Below are 19,866 nucleotides of genomic sequence, written 5' to 3' on the forward strand. Positions count from 1 at the left end.
CATGCGCGCCGGTTGGAAAGCTCCGAATTACTGAAGCAGCCCGGCCGCCAAGTGCCGGGCTTTTTCGTCGGCGGCAAAGACGTCGTCCATCGTCGCGGCGGCCGGCAGGTCCGCGAGCTTGTCCATCACCTTTTCGACGATCTCGGCCATGGCAAGAAAGCCGGTGCGGCCGGCGATGAACGCGTCGAGCGCCGTTTCCTTGGCACCATTGAGCACCGCGCCCTGCACGCCACCCTCGACCATCGCCCGGCGGGCAAGCCGGATCGCCGGGAAGCGCACTTCGTCCGGCGCCTCAAAATCGAGGCGCGACAGCTTGGCGAAATCGAGCCGCTCGATCGGTAGGCTGCAGCGGCTCGGATAGGAGAGCGCATAACCGATGGCGGTGCGCATATCCGGGTAGCCGAGCTGGGCCAGCACCGAGCCGTCGGTGTAGCCGACCATCGAGTGGATCACCGACTGCGGGTGCACGATCACTTCGACCTGCTCGGGCCTGAGTGCGAAGAGGTGCTTCGCCTCGATCATCTCCAGCGCCTTGTTGAACATCGAGGCGCTGTCGATCGAGATCTTCAGGCCCATCGACCAGTTGGGGTGGGCGCGCGCCACGTCGGCCGTGACGTGACGCATCTCTTCGAGCGTCTTGGTGCGGAACGGACCGCCGGACGCCGTCAGGATGATGCGCTCGACCGCATGGCGCTGATGCTCTTCCAGCACCTGGAAGATGGCGTTGTGTTCGCTGTCGACCGGCAGCAACCGACCGCCGCCTTTTTTCACCGCATCGATGAACAGGCTGCCGGCGGAAACCAGGCACTCCTTGTTGGCGAGCGCGATGTCGGCGCCGCGGCGGGCGGCAGCAAGCGTCGGGGCGAGACCGGCATTGCCGACGATCGCGGCCATCACCCAGTCAGCGTCCCGCTCGGCCGCCTCGATCAGACCGCTCTTGCCCGCGGCAACCGCAATGCCGGTGCCGACGAGCGCCGCTTTGAGGTTTTCATACTGGCTCTCGTTGGCGGTGACGGCGAGTTCGGCGCCGGCCTTCACGGCCTGCTCGGCAAGCAGGGGAATGTTGCCGTTGCCGGTGACGGCGACGACGTCGAAGCGCTCGCGACCACCCAGTCGCTCGATGACGTCGAGCGTGTTGGTGCCGATCGAGCCGGTCGAGCCGAGGATCGTCAGTCGGCGCTTCGCACTGTCGCGGGATGCCATGCCAATACCCATGTTCTTCTTTTCGGACGGGATGCCCGGCTGAGACTTTGCCGCGGGCGCATGATCTGCACGAGATCGATCCGAGTTTTTTATGTTGTTTGCTAGGCTCTACAGGCGAAATCCGCCGGCAACAAGGGCGCGGTCTTCATTCCGTCTCGTCCGCGGGCTAAGAATCAGGTGCCTTGAGTCGGGCCGAAGGAGTTCGCGATGCTGAAAATCATGACCGCCGTTTCCTGCGCCTGCGTGGCGATCGAGATGGCCTCGATGCAGCCGGTCGCGGCCGAGAACGTGCCGCAGCAGATCGTCGGCACCTGGCTTGCCGAAGATATCGGTGGAGGTGGGGTCATCGACAATCTTCAATCGACCTTGGAGATCCGCGAGGACGGCACCTATGGCGGCATGGCTGGCTGCAACCATTTCACCGGTACTTTCAGTCTCTCTGGCTCGAAGATCACCTTCGGCCCGGCGGCATCGACACGCAAGATGTGCGTGCCGGCGGTGATGAACCAGGAGCAGAAGTTCCTGGAAGCGCTGCGTTCAGAGCTTTCCTGGTCGGTGGAAGGATCGAAGCTCGTGCTTGACAAGGGGGGTGGTGGCACTGCCGTGAAGCTGGCATCGATGGCGGCAGCGTCGGAAGGCGCTGACGTGACGATCCGCATTCCGGGAGCCGATACGGTGGATCGGCAATCGGTCCGCTACGATTGCGGCGGCAAGGCGATCGAGGCGGAGTACATCAACGCCGGCCCGGTTTCACTGGTGACCTTCACCATCGACGGCACGTTCGTCGTCGCCTCAAACGTGATGGCTGCGTCCGGAGCCAAATATGCCGGCGGGCAATATGTCTGGTGGACGAAGGGCGAAGAGGCGACGCTTTTCGACGCGACGAAAGGTGACCAGGATCAGGGCATCGCCTGCAAGCCGGCATCCTGAGCCGGCTTTTCGCCTGATCGGAAGCACAAGGCGCGGCCAGCGCCCGGGTGGACCAGTGGCATAAGTTGTCGCCTCGATTGGAACTTTTTCCTTCGCGTCCTAGTTACAATCCCGACGCCATCGCGGCGCTGTTGTGTGCAAAATGGGAGTGTTCCATGGGGCTGCTTATCGGAATTCTGATTACCTTCCTCGTCATCGTGCTGGTGCTCTATCTCGTCCAGCGGCTGCCGCTCGACGCGCGCGCCAAGCAGATCGTCCAGATCATCGTCATCATCATCGGCATCATCTCTCTGTTGAAATACCTGGCCGTCTTCTGACGCGCCGCCTTCCAGCCAAAGGCCGCCGGATCGCAAGACCCGGCGGCCTTTGGCTGTCTGATCGATGCTGACAGGATCTGACAGCGGCAGTGCCTAGGGTCGGGCATCGAAATGGAGACCCGACGATGCTGTCACCGAACCTCATCCTGTTCTATGTCGAAGACCCGGCAAAAAGCGCCGCGTTCTATACCGACCTCTTTGGACGCGAACCCGTTGCCTCCTTCCCGACCTATGTCGCCTTCGAACTCGAAAACGGGCTGACGTTCAGTCTGTGGTCCACGGGCGCGAGGGATTTCGTCTCGTCCGGTACCGGCCATCGCTCGGAAATCGCCTTCATGGTGAAGGACGATGCTGAGGTCGAGCGCCTTTACGCGGAGTGGCGCAGCAAAGGGATCACGATCGAGCAGGAGCTGAAGACCGCCGTCTTTGGCCGTACCTTCGTCGCGCTCGATCCCGATGGTCATCGCCTGCGCGTATGCAGGCCCGATGATTGAAATTTTCAGGTTTCGGCGGGCCGATCGCGGAATAGCAGCGCTTATTGCGCGGCGGTCGGCGCCCTGCGGTCAAGGATGGCCTGGAACAGGGCGGCCTGATGCTCGGTCGCGGCGCGGATTGCGCTGAGCTGGCGCAGCATCGAGCCAAAAGCCGCGAGAAGGATGCCGCTCAGGATCGCGCTCAAGGCCCAAGGGAGCACGACCAGCGCCCGAAGCTGCGCCGTTGCCGGATCGGTAGCGAGTAGCGCGATCGCAGCGGCCAGTGCGGCCAGGATGATGACGATGCCGATGATTTGCAGAAGCTTACCCATGGTGTCCTCCCGTCATGCGCGCACCGTCAGGCAGACTGCATCTCCTGTCAAGCAGGCGGCTTCGGCAAGGCAATCTTGCGATCATGACTGAGGGAGCAAAACCCGGCCCAACAAAAAAGGCCGGGGCAAACCCGACCTTCCTCATCACCTTCCGTCGATGCCAGTTCATCCGTGGTCATCAGGAAGATGTGAGTGTTGTTTAGCTGGGGTTCGTGACAGGCGCATGACGTCAGCGCAGTTCTTTTCCCCTCCGCTGCTCTGCGCCAGCCGCGGGTGCTGCCGCCTTACCATTTGCCCAGATGCGCGCCGCCGTCGACGTTCAGCACTTCCCCGGTGATGCGCGGCGCCCGGATCAGGAACAGGACCGCATCCACGATCTCTTCGACGCTGGAAATGCTGTGCATCGGCGAAAGCGTGTTGAGGAAATCCCGCGGATTGTCCTTGTGAAGCGGCGTGTCGACGACACCGGGCGCGACGACGTTGACGCGAATTCCGTCCCTTGCGTATTCCATGGCGATGTTCTTCGAGATGGCGTTGATGCCGCCCTTGGTCAGCATGGCGACCGAGGCGTTCATGCCTGCGATCGGGCGATCGGCAAGCGGAGTCGTGATGCTGACGATGCTGCCGCCTCTTTTCTGGGCCAGCATTTGCTTGATGACGAGTTGGGTCGTGTGGAGGAACCCCTCGATGTTGGTGGCACTCAGGTGCCGGTAGTCGTCAGCGGTATACTCGACGAAGGGCTTGGTGAAGAAGATGCCGGCATTGTTGACCAGCGCGTCGATCGAGCCGAAGCGGTCGATCGCCGTTTCCACCACGCGTTTCGCCGTCTCCGGATCGGCGATATCGCCGTCGACCCGCGCCAGCCGGTCCGATTCGGTGATTTCGCGCGATCGGCTGACATTGCGCGAGGTTGCGACGACGCTATAGCCCTCTGCCAGAAAAGCGTTTGTGAGGCCCGCGCCGATGCCCTGGGATGCACCGGTGATGATGGCGACTTTGTTTGTCATATGATCTCTCCGTGGTTGTACGGTTTCGGTGAGATCAATATGGCTGCCGCTGGATTGTGCGATTAGACGGAAATATCTGGAATTACTTTTCCAGTGATGCAAAAATTATCGCATGGTCGATCTGAACGATATCGCGGTCTTTGCCGCCGTTGCCCAATTCGAGAGTTTCAGCCGGGCGGCACGTTCGCTCGGCATGCCGGTCTCCACCGTCAGCCGCAAGGTTACGGCCCTTGAGGCGCAACTGGGCGTCACGCTCATCCAGCGCACGACGCGCAAGCTCAGTCTCACGGCGCAGGGCCGCGCCTATTATGCGGAATGCGGCGAACCACTGAAGCAGCTTCGCGATGCGGAGCGGGTGCTGAGCGAGGCGCAGAGAAGGCCGGAAGGGTTGCTGCGGGTCACCGTCCCCATGACCCTCGGGCAGCCGCCTTTCTTCGATTTCCTGTCCGCATTTCTGAAGACCTATCCCGAGATCGAGGTCGATCTGCTCGTCACCAACATGTTCATGGACCTCGTTGCCGAAAACATCGACGTCGCGGTGCGGTTCGGTGAATTGCGCGATTCGTCGCTTGTCGCGCAGCGCCTGGGCCGAAGCACCCATTTCCTAGTGGCCGCGCCCGACTATCTCGACCAACATGGCACCCCATCGCGCCCCGAAGACCTGAGCGGCCATCGCTGCGTCCTGGTCAATGCTCGGGGCAACGAGGCAGAATGGCATCTGGTCAAAGGTGGCGAAACGGCTAGCCTGCGCGTGACCGGCGCGGTGTCGGTCCACGATATCCAATCGGCGAGCGCCATGACCGAGCGTGGCCACGGCATAGGCCGGTTGCCGCCGATCTTCTGCGACGGTCTGCTTGCGAGCGGCAAGCTCGTGCGCGTGCTTCCGGGATGGTCGGCGCCGGATGTTTTCGTGCACGCGGTCTATCCGACGCGGCGCTTCCTGCCATCACGACTGCAGGTGTTTCTGCAGGAACTCAAAGCCTGGCGCGGCCCGGCGTGGCAGCCGCTTCGGTGAGCATGCGCTAGGGCACGATCTCTTCGAGCTTTTGCGCGAAGATGCTGAACCCAGCACGGCGATAGGTCGCCTGCGCCTTCGGATGGTCCCATTCGTCGGTATGCAACCAGATCCGGTTTGCACCACGGTTCCAGACGGCGCGTCGCGCATTGTCGAGGAGAAATGGCCCCAGCCTTTGGCCGTAAACGTCCGGGATCAGGCCGAAATGGGTGAGTTCGACATCGTGCGTATCGACGCGGTCGAATTCGCAGAGCCCGACCGCCCGGCCATCCAGGCGCAGAATGTAAAGGCCCGTCGAAAGGTTGCCGAGAAAATCGTCGAGATCTGCTCTGGGCATGCGTAGTCGCTGATCCCAGCGCAATGGTTCGCCGACGGCGCGATAGAGCGAAAGAAACGCGGCGGCATCCGGACGTTCGGACGTAACCACCGCGTGCGCGATCGGTGCCGGAAACGCATCGCCCGCCGGGCGTTCGAGCATTTCCATATAGGTCACAAGCAGCTGGACCGTGTTTTCTCCGGAGGGGGTAGCTTTAATGTCATCCACGGCGTCAGCACGGCGCGCGCCGCGTCCAGTTCGATTAACAGGGGTCTTGGAGAATGGTGATCCCGCCGCGATTCGAACGCGGGACCCCCAGATTAGGAATCTGGTGCTCTATCCTGCTGAGCTACGGGACCACTTGGATAGCACCCATACAAAAGCAAGGGCTCTTCGCCAAGTGTTTTTGCGTGCATGCCCGAGGAAATGCGGGCGGCCCCGTCTCGTCGGGGCGGGGTGTTGCCACAGATCGGCAGGCTTGAAAACGACGATGAAACGGGGGCTGGTCTTCCACGTCTTCCGAATGCTAAGCAAAGCAAGCGCCGGCCCGAGGAAGCTGGCGCTCCCCATTGAGACCTTCATCAGAGACCTGATCCAGATATGTTCATCGGAATAGATTGGGGCGGCACGAAAATGGAAGTCATCGCGCTCGGCCGCGATGGCGGAACGCGCGCCCGTCATCGCGTCTCGACCCCGACCAGCGGCTATGACGATTGCATTCGCGCCGTTCTCGATCTCGTTGCCGCCGCCGAGCAGACGGCGGGCGAACAGAGCTCGGTCGGCATCGGCATTCCCGGCAGCCCCAATCCGCGCACCGGCATCGTGCGCAATTCCAATGCGGTGCTGATCAATGGCAAGCCGCTTGGGCGTGACCTCGAAACGGCGCTTGGCCGTCCGGTCCGGCTTGCCAACGACGCCAATTGCCTGGCGGTCTCGGAGGCGGTCGATGGCGCCGGCAAGAATGAGCACGTGGTCTTTGGCGTTATCGTCGGCACCGGCCATGGCGGCGGCCTTGCGATCGACAAGAAGGTGCATGCCGGCTACCAGGGCGTTGCCGCCGAGATCGGCCACTATCCGCTGCCCTGGATGACGAAGGACGAATATCCCGGCCACAAATGCTGGTGCGGCAAGCACGGCTGTCTCGACATGTATGCCTGCGGTACTGGCGTCGAACTGGACTACCGTCTCACGACCGGTGTTGAAAAGCGCGGGCGCGACATCATCGAGGCAAAGCGGGCGGGCGACCCGGTGGCAACGGGCGTCTATGAGCGCTTCGTCGACCGGCTGGCGCGCAGCCTGGCGCTGCTGACCAATATCGTCGACCCGGACGTCTACGTGCTTGGCGGCGGCATGTCGAATGTCGACGAGATCTATCAGGACGTTCCGCCGCGCGTGGTCAATTACCTCTTCGGCGACACGTTCGAAACGCCCATTCGCAAGGCCTTGCACGGCGACAGCTCCGGCGTGCGCGGCGCGGCCTGGCTCTGGAAGGACTGAACCCCATGAATATCGACAAGGACCTCGCCCGCATCGCGCGGCAGGAACAGGAATTGCAGTTCGAGCGCTTCGATCTGGATACGGCCTGGGAGCTTGGCACGCTGCTGCGCAAGATGGCGGCCGAGCGCAAGCTTGGCGTCGTCATCGACATCACGCTCTTCTCGATGCAGGTGTTTTATGCCGCGCTCGACGGGGCGACGCCTGACAATCCGAACTGGGTGCGCCGCAAGCGCAATACCGTGTTCCGGCTGTTCAAGAGCAGCTACGCCACCGGTCGCGAGCTTGCCAAGGCACAGACCAATCTGCAGGCGAAGCTCGGATTGGCCGATGCCGATTATGCAGCGCATGGCGGCAGCTTCCCGATCGTCGTCAAGGGCACCGGCTGTATCGGTGCCGTCACCGTATCCGGCCTGCCGCAACGCGAGGACCACAACATGGTGGTCGAAGCGCTCTCGGCCTTGCTCGGCAAGGATCACGGCGCATTGAAGCTCGAGGACTGAGAATTGGCATTGGATATTCTTTCGCAATCACGCGTGCTGTCTGATTGGCTGGCAGACAAGGCGCTGCCGCTCTGGCGCGACAAGGGCGTCGATCATTCAGGCGGTTTCGTCGAGACGATCGATATGGCGGGCGAGCCGACCCGCGCCAACCGGCGTGCGCGCGTTCAGCCCCGGCAGGTTTACTGCTTCGCGGAAGCCGGCCGGCGCGGCTGGACAGGCGACTGGCGGGGTGCCGCCGAAGGCGGGCTCGCCTATTTCGATCGCATTTTCAAGCAGCCAAGCGGCTTTTACGGTGCGCTCGCCGATGCCGATGGCAATCTGCTCGATCCATCCTTCGACCTCTACAACCAGGCCTTCGCGCTGCTTGCCTTCGCCTATCTGGGCGAGGTCGTGCCGGCCCGCAAGGCCGAGATGATCGAGCGCAGCAATGACCTTCGCGCGCGGATCGAGGCGCATGCCAAGCATCCGGTCGCCGGCTTCGAGGAAGACAATCCTTCGCGCCTGCCGCTCTGCTCCAATCCGCATATGCATCTCTTCGAGGCATGCCTGGCGAGCGAGACGGTCGAGGGCTTCGATCGGGTTGGCTGGGCGAACCTTGCCGATGAAATTGCGCATCTGGCGATGGATTATTTCATCGATGCCGAGAGCGGTGTTTTGCGCGAATTCTTCGATCACGACTGGGCGCCGATGGCAGGCGAAAAGGGCCGGATCGTCGAGCCCGGACATCTGTTCGAATGGGCGTGGCTGCTTTTGCGCTGGGCGGAGCGGCGCGGCAGCGCCGAGGCGATCGTCAAGGCCCGGCGGCTGTTCGATATCGGTGAGGCCCACGGCATCTGCGCGAACCGCAACGTCGCGATCATGACGCTTCTCGACGATCTGTCGGTGGCCGATCCGATCGCGAGGCTTTGGCCGCAGACCGAGTGGCTGAAGGCGGCCGTGCGCTTTGCCGCACTCACCAATGGTGCCGAGCGCGAGCGTTATCTTGCTTCGGCCGCGCGGGCAGCGGCGGCCCTTCAGACGTTCCTGGCGACGCCGGTCGCGGGCCTTTGGCGCGACAAGCAGCAGGCCGACGGCAGCTTCGTCGAGGAGTCGGCGCCGGCGAGCAGCTTCTACCACATCCTTTGCGCCATTTATGAAACCGAGGACTGCCTGGCCCGGCTCTGATTTGCCGATCCAGAGTATCCGCTTTTGTTATGGCCCGTCGCAATTGCGGCGGGCCATTTTCTTTGCTCTGAGGGGCAAATGTGATTGCCGCATATGTTGACATAAAGATATCTTTATGTGATTGACTTGGCTTCGTGTTTGTCGTTTTCAGAACGGGAGATTTCCCATGTCCGCCATCGACGCCCTTTTCGGCGATGTTTCCTCCAAGCCGGATGGCTCCGAGATCAAGCGGGCGCTGGCCCAGGCTGCGCGCGAACGCATCCTGATCATGGATGGCGCGATGGGTACGGAGATCCAGCAGCTCGGCTTCATCGAGCAGCATTTCCGGGGCGACCGATTCGGCGGCTGCGCCTGTCACCAGCAGGGCAACAACGATCTTCTGACGCTGACCCAGCCGAAGGCGATCGAGGACATTCACTACGCCTATGCGATCGCCGGCGCCGATATCCTCGAAACCAACACCTTCTCCTCGACCCGCATCGCCCAGGCCGATTACGGCATGGAGGACATGGTCTATGAGCTCAACCGTGACGGCGCCCGGCTGGCGCGCCGTGCCGCCAAGCGCGCAGAGACCGAGGATGGCCGGCGTCGCTTCGTCGCCGGTGCGCTCGGGCCGACGAACCGCACGGCGTCGATTTCGCCCGACGTCAACAATCCCGGCTATCGCGCCGTCACCTTCGACGATTTGCGCGTCGCCTATGCCGAGCAGATCCGCGGCCTGATCGACGGCGGCGCCGACATCATCCTGATCGAGACGATCTTCGACACGCTGAATGCCAAGGCGGCGATCTTTGCGACCAAGGAAGTCTTCGCGGAGAAGGGCATCGACCTGCCGGTCATGATCTCCGGCACGATCACCGATCTCTCGGGCCGCACGCTGTCGGGCCAGACGCCGACCGCTTTCTGGCACTCGGTGCGCCACGCCGAACCCTTCACCATCGGGCTCAACTGTGCGCTCGGCGCCAATGCCATGCGCGCCCATATCGACGAACTCTCGGGCGTTGCCGATACCTTCGTCTGCGCCTATCCCAATGCCGGCCTGCCGAACGAGTTCGGCCAGTATGACGAGACGCCGGAGCAGATGGCGGCGCAGGTGGAAGCGTTTGCGCGCGATGGGCTGCTGAACATCGTCGGCGGCTGCTGCGGCTCGACGCCCGCCCATATCAGCGCGATCGCCAGGGCGGTTGCCAAGCATCCGCCGCGCGAGATCCCCAAGGTCGAGCCGCTGATGCGGCTCTCCGGCCTGGAGCCGTTCACGCTCACCTCTGACATTCCCTTCGTCAACGTCGGCGAGCGCACCAACGTCACCGGCTCGGCGAAGTTCCGCAAGCTGATCACTGCCGGCGACTACTCGGCAGCGCTCGATGTCGCGCGCGACCAGGTCGCAAACGGCGCCCAGATCATCGACATCAACATGGACGAAGGCCTGATCGATTCGAAGCAGGCGATGGTCGAGTTCCTGAACCTCGTCGCCTCCGAGCCGGATATCGCCCGCGTGCCCGTGATGATCGATTCGTCGAAATGGGAGGTGATCGAGGCGGGCCTGAAATGCGTTCAGGGCAAGCCGCTGGTCAATTCCATTTCCATGAAGGAAGGCGAAGAGGCGTTCCTGCACCACGCCCGGCTTTGCCGCGCCTATGGCGCCGCCGTCGTCATCATGGCCTTCGACGAGGTCGGCCAGGCCGATACGCAGGCGCGCAAGGTCGAGATCTGCACCCGCGCCTACAAGCTGCTGACGGAGCAGGCCGGTTTCCCGCCGGAAGACATCATCTTCGATCCGAACATCTTTGCTGTTGCGACGGGTATCGAGGAACACAACAACTACGGCGTCGACTTCATCGAGGCGACGCGCGAGATCATCAAGACCCTGCCGCATGTGCATGTGTCGGGCGGCGTCTCGAACCTCTCCTTCTCGTTCCGCGGCAACGAGCCGGTGCGCGAGGCGATGCACGCGGTGTTCCTCTACCATGCCATCCAGGCGGGCATGGACATGGGCATCGTCAATGCCGGCCAGCTGGCCGTCTACGACGCGATCGATCCGGATCTGCGCGAGGCCTGCGAGGACGTGGTGCTCAACCGCCGCGCCGATTCGACCGAGCGCATGCTTGAGATCGCCGAGCGCTATCGCGGCCAGGGCGGGGCTCAAGGCCGCGAGAAGGATCTCTCCTGGCGCGAATGGTCGGTGGAGAAGCGCCTCGAACACGCACTCGTCAACGGCATCACCGAGTACATCGAGGCCGATACCGAAGAAGCGCGGCTTGCGGCCGCCCGGCCGCTGCACGTCATCGAAGGCCCGTTGATGGCCGGCATGAACGTCGTCGGCGATCTCTTCGGGTCCGGCAAGATGTTCCTGCCGCAGGTGGTGAAATCCGCGCGCGTCATGAAGCAGGCGGTTGCCGTTCTGTTGCCGCACATGGAGGCGGAGAAGCTTGCCAATGGCGGCGAGGCGCGCCAGAGCGCCGGCAAGATCCTGATGGCCACAGTCAAGGGCGACGTGCACGACATCGGCAAGAACATCGTCGGCGTCGTGCTTGCCTGCAACAATTACGAGATCATCGATCTCGGCGTCATGGTGCCTTCGGCGAAAATCCTCGAAGTGGCGCGCGAGCAGAAGGTGGATATCATCGGCCTTTCCGGCCTGATCACCCCGTCGCTCGACGAGATGGTGCATGTCGCCTCCGAGCTCGAGCGCGAAGGTTTCGACGTGCCGCTTCTGATCGGCGGCGCGACCACCAGCCGCGTGCATACGGCGGTCAAGATCAATCCGCGTTACGACCGCGGCCAGACGGTCTACGTCACCGATGCCAGCCGCGCCGTCGGCGTCGTTTCGAGCCTGCTGTCGCCGGAAGCGCGCGACAGCTACATGGAGACGGTGCGAGCCGAGTACCGCAAGGTTGCCGACGCCCATGCCCGCAACGAGGCGGAAAAGCGCCGACTGCCGCTGTCGCAGGCGCGCGCCAACCAGCATCGGATCGACTGGTCGAGCTACCAGGCGAAGGCGCCGTCCTTCCTCGGCACGCGTGTGTTCGAAAGCTGGGATCTCGCCGAACTCGCCCGCTATATCGACTGGACGCCGTTCTTCCAGACCTGGGAGCTGAAGGGCGTCTACCCGAAGATCCTCGACGACGAGGCACAAGGGGCGGCCGCCCGGCAGCTGTTCGATGATGCGCAGGCGATGCTCAAGAAGATCATCGACGAAAACTGGTTCGCACCGAAGGCGGTCGTCGGCTTCTGGCCGGCTGGCACGGTTGGCGACGACATCCGGCTCTTTACCGGCGAGGATCGCGTGTCAGAGCTTGCGACCTTCTTTACGCTCCGCCAGCAGCTTTCGAAGCGCGACGGCCGCCCGAACGTGGCGCTCTCCGACTTCGTCGCGCCTGCCGATAGCGGCTCCAACGACTATGTCGGCGGCTTCGTGGTGACGGCCGGCATCGAGGAAGTGGCGATCGCCGAGCGCTTCGAGCGCGCCAACGACGATTATTCCTCGATCATGGTGAAGGCGCTGGCCGACCGGTTTGCCGAGGCCTTTGCCGAGCGCATGCATGAATATGTGCGCACCGAACTCTGGGGCTATGCGGCCGACGAGACGTTTACGCCGGTGGAGCTGATCGCGGAGCCCTATGCCGGCATCCGCCCAGCGCCGGGCTATCCGGCCCAGCCCGATCACACGGAAAAGGCGACGCTGTTCCGGCTGCTCGACGCGGAAGCAACGATCGGCGTCAGCCTGACCGAGAGCTATGCGATGTGGCCGGGTTCGTCGGTTTCCGGCCTCTATATCGGCCATCCCGAAGCCTATTACTTCGGTGTCGCCAAGGTCGAGCGCGATCAGGTCGAAGACTATGCGGAGCGCAAGCGTATGCCGGTGCGCGAGGTCGAGCGCTGGTTGTCGCCGATCCTCAACTATGTGCCGATGCCGGAGACCGAAGCGGCTGAATAACGCCGCTGGAGTGAGTGATGACGAGCCGACAAGGGCTCGTCATTGCTGTCATTGCGCGTCGTCTTCGGGCTCGTCATCGAGCGCGGCAAGGAAAGCCGTGAGCGCGGCGTTGAAGCGGTCGGGCCGCTGCAGCGGAGCGAAGTGGCTGACGTCATCAAGAAGGATGAATGCGGCGCCGGGAATGCTGCTGGCGAGATGGTCTGCATGCTCGTACCGGATGAACTCGTCGTTTTCGCTTTGGACGATCACGACCGGCACATGGATCTTGCCGAGATCTTCCGCCGTGTAGTTCGGCTCGGTCCTCTGCATCGTGCTGACGGCATCGACGAAGGCGCTGAAATCGCCGGGCGTTGCCGACAGCGCGCGGTAGTCTTCAGCATGGCGGCTGAAGCAACGGTCGAGCATTGGGCTCGGCTCGATGTCCTTGGTGCCGCTTGGATCCATGTTGCAGGCAAAGAAGAAGACGCCGGTTACGCGCTCCGGCGCCATGGAGGCGAGAACGAGCGCGATACAGGCGCCGTCGCTCCAGCCCGCAAAGGCGGCCTTCTGAAGATCCAGCCTGTCCATGACGGAAAACACGTCCGAGGCCATCAGCTGATAGGAATAGGGCCTTTCATCGCGGGTGCTGCGGCCATGGCCGCGGCTGTCGATCAGGATGACACGGTGGCCGGCTTGAAGCAGTGCCGGGACCTGAAAGCCCCAGTTGCCGCTGTGGCCAAGACCGCCATGCAGCAGGATGACGGGCCTGCCCGATCCATAGGTTGCGAACCAGATGCGCGCGCCATTGTTCTCGACATGGCCCGTGACAACGGCTGCCGGCAGGGGCGTCGCGCCGTGCTCGGCGAAAACCGCAAGGTCGTCATCCCTGAATTCCATGCGCGGGCCTCCGCAGCCTGTTCCGCGAGACGGGAAGCCTAGTTCACCGGTTGCGGCTCGGGGAAGTGCCAGGAGCCATCGAGGATCTCCTTGCGCGGCCGGTAGAGCCGCACGGTGTAGTTCCAGCCGTCGACCACGGGCAGGCAGTTGACGATCTCTCGGTCGCAGCCGCCGAACTGGATCGAGACGCTGCCGTCGTCCGCCTTCTTCGCCGTGACATTGTTGATTGCATAGGCGTCGTAGGCGTTCTTCTCGTAGAAGCCTTGCGCATCGTAGACGCTGACCGACCAGAACGCATCGACCGGCACGTCCTTGACGGCAAGCTTGTAGACCGTCTTGCCGTCGTTCTTGGCTGGCGTGACGTTGAGATAGGTCGCGTCCTTGTCCGGGTTGCCGCCCCAGCCGGTCGCGGTGCCGATCAGGTGGCGGATCGGATCGACCTCCTCCTTGGTGCCGAAGGCCTTCTTGAAGTCCGGCATCGTCGCGCCAAGTGCGAGCAGCGCCTCGCGCACCTTCTTCTGGCTGGCTGGATCCCAGGCCGGAACCTCGAATTTGCCTGCATCTTTCTGGCTGACCTTGATCGCGTCCTGCAGCGCATGGACTTCGGCGATATCTTTCTTGTCGGCGGGATCGACCAGCGTGCGGATACCGACGACGACGTAGCGCGTGCCGGCCTTTTCCTTCGTCAGCGTCGTTTCGCCGGCACCGTAGACCACCTCGGGCACATAGTGATCCTCGTTGATCACCTGCATCGACATGAAGCGCTTACCCGCGTCCGGCAGGGTGATGGTAACAGGCCCGGCGTCCAGATCGAACACGGCCGACGAATAGAGTGTGTCGCGGTTGAGGCGGATAACGGTCTGATTGTCGATCGAGGCTGGTTCGCGCCGGTGCAGGAATTTGCCGAAGGCGCCGTCCTTGACCATGCTTGCCGCATACATGTCGCTCTCGGCGCGAATGAAGTTGTCGACGCCGACGGTCACGGGCTCGGCGGCGCTTGCCGTCAGCGGGCTGATGCCGACAAGGGCCGCGGTCAGGGCGATGGCGATACTGGATTTGGTCATGTCAGGTCCTCGGCGATCAATTGACGTGGTGCAGGGCTGGCGCTTTCCATTTGCCGTCGAGCGCATCGGCTTTCGGCCAGTAGAGGCGCATCGCCATGAAAAACGGGCCAGTGGGGGCGGGCAACCAGTTGGCCTCCTTGTCGGGGCCCGGGTTCTGGTTCTGAATGTGGAGCGTCACGCCGCCGTCGGCGTCCTTCTTCAGGTCCGGCAGCATCGGCGAGTTGATCAGGTAGCGGTTGAGCGGATTGGCGTAGAGCAGGCTCGCCGGTAGTTCGTAGAGCGTCAGCGACCAGAAGGCATTGACCGGTGGCAGTTGCCCCGGCTCGAAGCGCAGCGTGTAGCGATTCTCACCCGAAAGCGGCTTCTTGTCGTCGCTGGTGAAGTAGGCGGGATAGATCGCCTCGTCCTTGGAGTTGCCGTAGATGCCAAGCACGGCGCCCGACATGCGGTCGAGATAGCGGCCGTTCAAGTCTTCCCGCGTGCCGAAGCTGTCGGCGCTCGTTCGTTTTCCGGTATCGAGTTCGGTTTCCTTGAATTCCTTGAAAGCCGCCCAGGCGTCGGCGATTCCACCTTCGATCGCCTGCTGCATATCAGGAGAAAACCTGTCGAAGTCGAAGCGCTTGCCGCCGCCGACATTGATCCTGGCGAAGCGCTCCATCAGGTCGGTTTCTGACGGGCTGGTCGGGCAAAAACCGAGCACGAAATTGAGGATACTGAAGAACTCCGGCGAGCTCTTCTCCTCCTCGGCACTGAGCGGGTTCACGAAATCGACGGCCACGGCCGGCGCTGGTGCCGGCTGACCAAGGAATGTCGACAGCGGCTCGACCTTGTAGCCGGCCTGGATCTTCTTGACGTTCTCGATGTCGCCGGGGTTGAAGAGCTGCGTGCGGTAAAGCACGAAGGCGAATTCAGTTTCCGAGCGGATCACTGTCTTGATGCCGGGAGGCGTTTCGCCCTTCCAGCCCGGTCCCGCCAGCAGAAAGCTGCCGGCCTCGCTGCCCGTCGCGCGGCTGCCGACATAGGCGAAATTGAAGGTGTACATGTCGACGAACTGGAGCGAGTAGTACCGCTCCTTCTCGACCGCAGGCACTGTCAGGACCAGCGGCTCGGCGCGCAGGTCGGCGCCGAGGAAGGAGTAGGGCGTATCGGAATTTGGCGTCTGGATCGCCTTGTCCTCGGGCGTGTAAACCCGTGCGGTGTTGTTCAGCGTGTTCCAGCCGCTCTTGAACTCCGCACCGCCGCGATCGACGAAATAGGAATGCTGCACCCGATAGCTGTCGACGAGCGGGAAACCGTAGATATAGGCATCCTTGGCGATGGCGCGCGCCTCTTCGGCCGTGAGGCCGCTATCGGCAGCGCCCGCATCTGTCATTCTGAGTGCCGGCAGTGCCGTTGCAAGCGCGCCGAGCATCAGTAGTGACCGTCTTTTGAGCATGGCATATTCCCTCGGATGATCGCCTGTAATCGTGGCACTTCAGCGAGGTCCTGCAAGTACGTAACGGTTACGGCCTGGTCGATGCGTCTCGCCACGTCGATGCGTCTCGCCACGCGCGCCGATGGCGCCGCCCGCCAAGCTGCGGTAACATTGTCGCTGGAGTACGTCGTACGCTGAGAGCTCGTCGATGGAGCGCCGTCTCGCTGCCGTCCTGATCGCGGATGTCGTCGGTTACAGCCGCTTGAGCCGGCTGGACGAGGAAGGCACGCGCCTTCGTTTCCAGTCGGACCTTTCCAATATCCTGGAACCGCTTTTCCGCGAGCATCACGGGCGTCTGGTGAAGACGATGGGCGATGGCCTGCTCGTCGAATTCCGCAGCGTTGTCGATGCAACCCAATGCGCGGTCGAGATCCAGCGGCGCAAGGCGGAGGTGGACGCTGACAAGGCGCCAAACGGCGAGAGGCTGGACTTCCGCATCGGCATCAATCTCGGCGACATCATCGTCGAGGGGGACGACATCCATGGTGACGGCGTCAACATCGCCGATCGGGTCCAGGGGCTCGCCGAGCCGGGCGGCATTGCGATTTCGGGCACGGCCTATGATCAGGTGGGCTCCAAACTGAGAGTCGGCTTTGCCTCGTTTGGGCGCCAGTCGGTCAAGGGGCTTTCCGAACCTATTCGCGTCTATCGCGTGCTTCTCGATCCCGACGCGGCCGGCAAGACCATCGTCGCGAAGAGCGGGCGCAACGGTTCCTGGTTGAGGAGCCTGCTGCTTGGGCTCGTGGTGCTTGCGCTGGCCGCCGCGGCCGCCTGGTGGCAGCCTTGGACCTTGATCCCTTCGCCAGGTCCGGCGCAACGTTTCGCCTACCCGTTGCCGGATCAGCCTTCGGTTGCCGTGCTTCCCTTCATCAATGTCAGCGGCGACAGCGACCACGACCACTTGGCCGAGGGGCTGACGGACGATCTCATCACAGAACTCTCGAAAGTGTCCGGCCTCTTTGTCATCGCGCGTCATTCGGTGTTCGCGCTGAAGGGCAGTACCGACAAGATCCAGGACGTTGCTGCCGAACTCGGCGTGCACTACGTGCTGGAGGGCACGTTGCAGCGGGCCGATCAGCGGCTGCGCATCAACGTCAAGCTCATCGATGCGATGAGCGGTCTTTCGCTCTGGGCGGAGCGCTACGACCGGCAATATGCCGATCTCTTTGCGGTTCAGGACGACGTGATCGGCAAGATCATCGCAGCGCTCGAGGTCAAGCTCAGTGAGGGCGAACGTGATCAGCTGGCGCGCATACCGACAGACAATCTCGAGGCCTACGACAATTACATGCGGGCAGAACAGCAGGGGCTGATCTGGCGAGACGTCGACACCTATCGGCAGACACTTTCCTTTTATCAGCGGGCGATCGATCTCGATCCGAAGTTCGCCGACGCGCATGCCGGTATCGCCCGGGTCGCCGTCGACGTCTGGCGCAACGACTACAACTATCTCTGGTCGGCGGCCGTGGCGCGCAAGATCGCCTATGACGCGGCGGGCGAGGCGCTGAAGCTCGATGCCAACAACGCCCGCGCCCATACCGTTCTGGCGCTGCTGCAACTCGTCGACGGCCGTCCGCTCGAGGCCAAGGAATCGGCGCTTCGGGCCGTCTCGGCGCAACCGAACGACGCGGAGGCACTGGCCAATCTGGCGCTCGTGCTGGCCCAGACCGGCGAACACGAGCAGGCGGTCGATGATATCGCGCGGGCGCTGCGGCTCGATCCGTCGCCTTCGTCAAGTTTGCAGTTGCTCGCTGGCATCGTCTACTACACCGCGCGCCACCTGGAGAAGGCAATCCCGCTGATCGAAGCGGCCGGCGCATCGTTGCCGAAGGTCGAAGCGGTGCGGGAGTATCTGGCGTCGGCCTATGCCCAGCGCGGTGATCAGCAGAGTGCGGCGGCTGAGGCGGCTGAACTGCTGAAGCTCTTCCCGGACACCAACCTCACCTACTACGGTTATCTCTATGACTATTGGCCCCAGGAGGATCTCTATCGCCACCTCTTCGGCCTGCGCGTGGCCGGCATTCCCGAATGGCCCTTCGGCTTTATCGGTGCCGGTGGCGACCGGCTTGGGCCGGCCGAACTCAAGCAACTGACCAGCGACAAGACCTGGGTCGGCGTGCACAAGAACGGCACGAGTTTTGCACAGTTCTTCGACAGGGACGGCAACACCGCCTACCGCACGAGCAACACCAACATCACCGGCCGCATCGAGGTGAAGGGCAACCAGCTCTGCGAGAAATACGACGGCTATTTCCTCGACCGCATGGTCTGCGGCTACGTCTACCGCAATACGGCCAAGGGCGAGCGCCCGGCGGACTACATCAATGTCACGCCGCAGTCGCTGAAGTTCTTCTCGATCGAGAAGTGACGGTTGTCATCGTCGAGCCGCCGGCCTTCAGGGCCGGGGCTGCGTCCAGTTGATGTTGGCCTTTTCGGTGAGCAGCGTCTGCTCGACCTCGGACCAGTGCTTGCGCGAATCGACCACCTTGTTCGGGTTCTTCACCAGCCCGTCGGCCGCACCCGGATCGTAGCTGAGATAGAGCTTGTCCTCGATAATGCGCCAGGCCTTGGGATCGATGTTGGTCGTGACCGTGCCGAAGGAAACGCCATCGGCGCAGTAACCGCCATATTGTGGTGCGTAGCGGGTCGGCTCTTTGATGAACTGGTCGCGATGTTCGGCGCTCGCAAACTGCCAGGTGGCGCCGAGCCAGCGATAGCTGAACTCGGGTGATCCTTCGACCGCCTTGTTCTCGGTGAAGTAGGCGACGGGATCGTAGCCCTTGATTGCGACGTCACCGAAGTAGCCGGTGTTGACGGGCTCTTCCGCCAGCGACGGCATGGCGGAGCCAAGCAGGACCGCCGTCGCCGCGATTGCAAATCGTATGGAGTGTCGAGACATGCCGTTTCCTCCGTTTCCGGATCTGATCTATTGCCGTTTCGTGCATTCGCCGTAGAGCCAGTCGCCGACCAGTTCGGCCTTCTGGCAGGTGGCGCCGGCCTTCAGCAGAAGTTCGGCGGCCGGCCAATAGGATCGCCAGCCGGCTTGGGTGAGCGGCGTGTAGCCGTTGCGCTCCTTGGCTTCGATGTCGGCCTTGTTGGCCAAGAGGAAGGCGACCACTTCGGCGTGGCCCTCTTCGGCTGCAGCGTGCAGCGGCGACATCTTGTAGAAATTGGAGACGTCGTTGACTGCAGCACCCTTGGCGACGAGCAGTTTGACGGTTTCGAGATTGCCGCCATAGGCCGCGGCGTGCAGTGCGGTGAGACCGCCCTTGTTGCGGATCTCGATGTCGTTGCCGCGGTCGATGAGAAGGGCGACGACCTCGGCGCGCCCCTTGAGAGCGGCAATCAACAGTGCCGGTTCACCGGCCGCATCGGGCTCGGTAATGTCGGTTCCCTGATCGAGCAACTGTTTGACGCGTTCCGTGTCGCCGTCCCGTGCCGCGTCATGCAAGGGACCCGCGTTCGCCGCCGCGGCGAAGAACGCCACCGCGGCCAGCGAAGCAAAGAGAGATTTCATCGCGTAACCTCCGCCCCAGCTTCGGTCTCGCCAATTAGGAAGGGCGAAAATACCACAGCGAGGCCGGCGGAAACAGGCATTAGCGCCGCCCGATCCATACTCCTTTTGGGTGTCTGCGGGGAGGAATGCCTGTCAGGCGGCGACCTGCATCAGGTCGAGCATGCGGCCGATCGCGCTCGGAATGGGCGCGATGATCGGCGTGGAGAACATCGGCTGGAGCGCGTCGGCCGCCTGGCCGAGCGGG

At 62.9% G+C, this 19,866-nt stretch carries 18 protein-coding genes and 1 tRNA gene; 9 read left to right on the forward strand and 10 right to left on the reverse strand.

Features of this window, described 5'->3' with window-relative positions:
- Positions 1 to 27: 27 nt before the first annotated feature.
- Complete coding sequence (dxr, locus tag L981_RS10185; RefSeq protein ID WP_043614843.1) at positions 28 to 1,203, reverse strand: 1-deoxy-D-xylulose-5-phosphate reductoisomerase; 1,176 nt, start codon at positions 1,201 to 1,203, stop codon at positions 28 to 30.
- A 207-nt stretch (positions 1,204 to 1,410) separates the two neighbouring features.
- On the opposite strand from dxr, the gene L981_RS10190 reads away from it, so the two are divergent.
- The 3 genes from L981_RS10190 to L981_RS10195 all read left to right on the forward strand — a co-directional run bounded on the left by L981_RS10190 (position 1,411) and on the right by L981_RS10195 (position 2,944).
- Positions 1,411 to 2,133: an META domain-containing protein gene (locus L981_RS10190; RefSeq protein WP_043614794.1), complete on the forward strand. Its 723-nt coding sequence runs from the start codon at positions 1,411 to 1,413 to the stop codon at positions 2,131 to 2,133.
- Positions 2,134 to 2,288: 155 nt separating this feature from the next.
- Positions 2,289 to 2,450 (forward strand): Thivi_2564 family membrane protein, encoded by a 162-nt coding sequence (locus L981_RS34450; protein ID WP_089044368.1) that lies wholly within the window; start codon positions 2,289 to 2,291, stop codon positions 2,448 to 2,450.
- Between the two features lie 125 nt (positions 2,451 to 2,575).
- Entirely contained in the window at positions 2,576 to 2,944 is a 369-nt protein-coding gene (locus L981_RS10195) for a VOC family protein (RefSeq protein WP_043614796.1), read from the forward strand.
- Positions 2,945 to 2,985: 41 nt separating this feature from the next.
- Here the strand turns inward: L981_RS10195 and L981_RS10200 are convergent, their stop codons facing one another.
- Both L981_RS10200 and L981_RS10205 read right to left on the reverse strand, forming a co-directional pair.
- Positions 2,986 to 3,255 carry a hypothetical protein gene (locus L981_RS10200; RefSeq protein ID WP_043614800.1) on the reverse strand — a complete coding sequence of 90 codons (270 nt, stop codon included), beginning with the start codon at positions 3,253 to 3,255 and terminating at the stop codon, positions 2,986 to 2,988.
- 284 nt (positions 3,256 to 3,539) lie between these two features.
- Entirely contained in the window at positions 3,540 to 4,262 is a 723-nt protein-coding gene (locus L981_RS10205) for an SDR family NAD(P)-dependent oxidoreductase (RefSeq protein WP_043614802.1), read from the reverse strand.
- A gap of 112 nt (positions 4,263 to 4,374) precedes the next feature.
- On the opposite strand from L981_RS10205, the gene L981_RS10210 reads away from it, so the two are divergent.
- Complete coding sequence (locus L981_RS10210) at positions 4,375 to 5,277, forward strand: LysR family transcriptional regulator (protein WP_043614805.1); 903 nt, start codon at positions 4,375 to 4,377, stop codon at positions 5,275 to 5,277.
- Between the two features lie 7 nt (positions 5,278 to 5,284).
- Here L981_RS10210 and L981_RS10215 read toward each other — a convergent pair whose 3' ends face one another.
- Both L981_RS10215 and L981_RS10220 read right to left on the reverse strand, forming a co-directional pair.
- Entirely contained in the window at positions 5,285 to 5,821 is a 537-nt protein-coding gene (locus L981_RS10215; protein ID WP_245281613.1) for a GNAT family N-acetyltransferase, read from the reverse strand.
- A gap of 54 nt (positions 5,822 to 5,875) precedes the next feature.
- Positions 5,876 to 5,952, reverse strand: a tRNA-Arg gene (locus tag L981_RS10220).
- A 241-nt stretch (positions 5,953 to 6,193) separates the two neighbouring features.
- Between L981_RS10220 and L981_RS10225 the strand changes: the two genes are divergently transcribed.
- The 4 genes from L981_RS10225 to metH all read left to right on the forward strand — a co-directional run bounded on the left by L981_RS10225 (position 6,194) and on the right by metH (position 12,691).
- Complete coding sequence (locus L981_RS10225) at positions 6,194 to 7,090, forward strand: ROK family protein (protein WP_043614809.1); 897 nt, start codon at positions 6,194 to 6,196, stop codon at positions 7,088 to 7,090.
- A gap of 5 nt (positions 7,091 to 7,095) precedes the next feature.
- The gene (locus tag L981_RS10230; protein WP_043614812.1) at positions 7,096 to 7,590 is read left to right on the forward strand and encodes a heme-degrading domain-containing protein; all 495 of its coding nucleotides are present in this window, start codon (positions 7,096 to 7,098) and stop codon (positions 7,588 to 7,590) included.
- 9 nt (positions 7,591 to 7,599) lie between these two features.
- Positions 7,600 to 8,754, forward strand: coding sequence for an AGE family epimerase/isomerase (locus tag L981_RS10235; protein WP_043614815.1), 1,155 nt, complete (start codon positions 7,600 to 7,602; stop codon positions 8,752 to 8,754).
- Positions 8,755 to 8,920: 166 nt separating this feature from the next.
- Positions 8,921 to 12,691: a methionine synthase gene (gene metH, locus L981_RS10240; RefSeq protein ID WP_043614817.1), complete on the forward strand. Its 3,771-nt coding sequence runs from the start codon at positions 8,921 to 8,923 to the stop codon at positions 12,689 to 12,691.
- Positions 12,692 to 12,739: 48 nt separating this feature from the next.
- Here metH and L981_RS10245 read toward each other — a convergent pair whose 3' ends face one another.
- Genes L981_RS10245 through L981_RS10255 form a run of 3 tightly spaced genes read right to left on the reverse strand, consistent with a single transcriptional unit; the run spans position 12,740 to position 16,066 of the window.
- Positions 12,740 to 13,567, reverse strand: a complete 828-nt coding sequence (locus tag L981_RS10245; RefSeq protein ID WP_043614820.1) for an alpha/beta fold hydrolase — start codon at positions 13,565 to 13,567, stop codon at positions 12,740 to 12,742.
- 38 nt (positions 13,568 to 13,605) lie between these two features.
- Positions 13,606 to 14,631, reverse strand: a complete 1,026-nt coding sequence (locus L981_RS10250) for a DUF1254 domain-containing protein (RefSeq protein ID WP_043614823.1) — start codon at positions 14,629 to 14,631, stop codon at positions 13,606 to 13,608.
- A gap of 16 nt (positions 14,632 to 14,647) precedes the next feature.
- Positions 14,648 to 16,066, reverse strand: a complete 1,419-nt coding sequence (locus tag L981_RS10255; protein WP_082005963.1) for a DUF1254 domain-containing protein — start codon at positions 16,064 to 16,066, stop codon at positions 14,648 to 14,650.
- A gap of 187 nt (positions 16,067 to 16,253) precedes the next feature.
- Here L981_RS10255 and L981_RS10260 point away from each other — a divergent pair, with 187 nt between their 5' ends.
- Positions 16,254 to 18,473, forward strand: coding sequence for an adenylate/guanylate cyclase domain-containing protein (locus tag L981_RS10260; RefSeq protein ID WP_043614827.1), 2,220 nt, complete (start codon positions 16,254 to 16,256; stop codon positions 18,471 to 18,473).
- Positions 18,474 to 18,500: 27 nt separating this feature from the next.
- On the opposite strand, the gene L981_RS10265 is transcribed toward L981_RS10260, so the two are convergent.
- Positions 18,501 to 19,004: a YHS domain-containing (seleno)protein gene (locus L981_RS10265; RefSeq protein WP_043614829.1), complete on the reverse strand. Its 504-nt coding sequence runs from the start codon at positions 19,002 to 19,004 to the stop codon at positions 18,501 to 18,503.
- Between the two features lie 27 nt (positions 19,005 to 19,031).
- The gene (locus L981_RS10270) at positions 19,032 to 19,622 is read right to left on the reverse strand and encodes an ankyrin repeat domain-containing protein (protein WP_043614832.1); all 591 of its coding nucleotides are present in this window, start codon (positions 19,620 to 19,622) and stop codon (positions 19,032 to 19,034) included.
- Between the last annotated feature and the right edge of the window lie 244 nt (positions 19,623 to 19,866).

Origin of the sequence: Ensifer sp. ZNC0028 (assembly GCF_000799055.1) — a bacterium.
Classification (GTDB): Bacteria; Pseudomonadota; Alphaproteobacteria; order Rhizobiales; family Rhizobiaceae; genus Ensifer.

What these genes read in the sequence shown, in the direction of transcription:
- dxr (WP_043614843.1), bottom strand. Translation starts at nt 1,203, where the DNA reads ATGGCATCCCGCGACAGTGCGAAGCGCCGACTGACGATCCTCGGCTCG.
- L981_RS10190 (WP_043614794.1), top strand. Translation starts at nt 1,411, where the DNA reads ATGCTGAAAATCATGACCGCCGTTTCCTGCGCCTGCGTGGCGATCGAG.
- L981_RS34450 (WP_089044368.1), top strand. Translation starts at nt 2,289, where the DNA reads ATGGGGCTGCTTATCGGAATTCTGATTACCTTCCTCGTCATCGTGCTG.
- L981_RS10195 (WP_043614796.1), top strand. Translation starts at nt 2,576, where the DNA reads ATGCTGTCACCGAACCTCATCCTGTTCTATGTCGAAGACCCGGCAAAA.
- L981_RS10200 (WP_043614800.1), bottom strand. Translation starts at nt 3,255, where the DNA reads ATGGGTAAGCTTCTGCAAATCATCGGCATCGTCATCATCCTGGCCGCA.
- L981_RS10205 (WP_043614802.1), bottom strand. Translation starts at nt 4,262, where the DNA reads ATGACAAACAAAGTCGCCATCATCACCGGTGCATCCCAGGGCATCGGC.
- L981_RS10210 (WP_043614805.1), top strand. Translation starts at nt 4,375, where the DNA reads ATGGTCGATCTGAACGATATCGCGGTCTTTGCCGCCGTTGCCCAATTC.
- L981_RS10225 (WP_043614809.1), top strand. Translation starts at nt 6,194, where the DNA reads ATGTTCATCGGAATAGATTGGGGCGGCACGAAAATGGAAGTCATCGCG.
- L981_RS10230 (WP_043614812.1), top strand. Translation starts at nt 7,096, where the DNA reads ATGAATATCGACAAGGACCTCGCCCGCATCGCGCGGCAGGAACAGGAA.
- metH (WP_043614817.1), top strand. Translation starts at nt 8,921, where the DNA reads ATGTCCGCCATCGACGCCCTTTTCGGCGATGTTTCCTCCAAGCCGGAT.
- L981_RS10245 (WP_043614820.1), bottom strand. Translation starts at nt 13,567, where the DNA reads ATGGAATTCAGGGATGACGACCTTGCGGTTTTCGCCGAGCACGGCGCG.
- L981_RS10250 (WP_043614823.1), bottom strand. Translation starts at nt 14,631, where the DNA reads ATGACCAAATCCAGTATCGCCATCGCCCTGACCGCGGCCCTTGTCGGC.
- L981_RS10255 (WP_082005963.1), bottom strand. Translation starts at nt 16,066, where the DNA reads ATGCTCAAAAGACGGTCACTACTGATGCTCGGCGCGCTTGCAACGGCA.
- L981_RS10260 (WP_043614827.1), top strand. Translation starts at nt 16,254, where the DNA reads ATGGAGCGCCGTCTCGCTGCCGTCCTGATCGCGGATGTCGTCGGTTAC.
- L981_RS10265 (WP_043614829.1), bottom strand. Translation starts at nt 19,004, where the DNA reads ATGTCTCGACACTCCATACGATTTGCAATCGCGGCGACGGCGGTCCTG.
- L981_RS10270 (WP_043614832.1), bottom strand. Translation starts at nt 19,622, where the DNA reads ATGAAATCTCTCTTTGCTTCGCTGGCCGCGGTGGCGTTCTTCGCCGCG.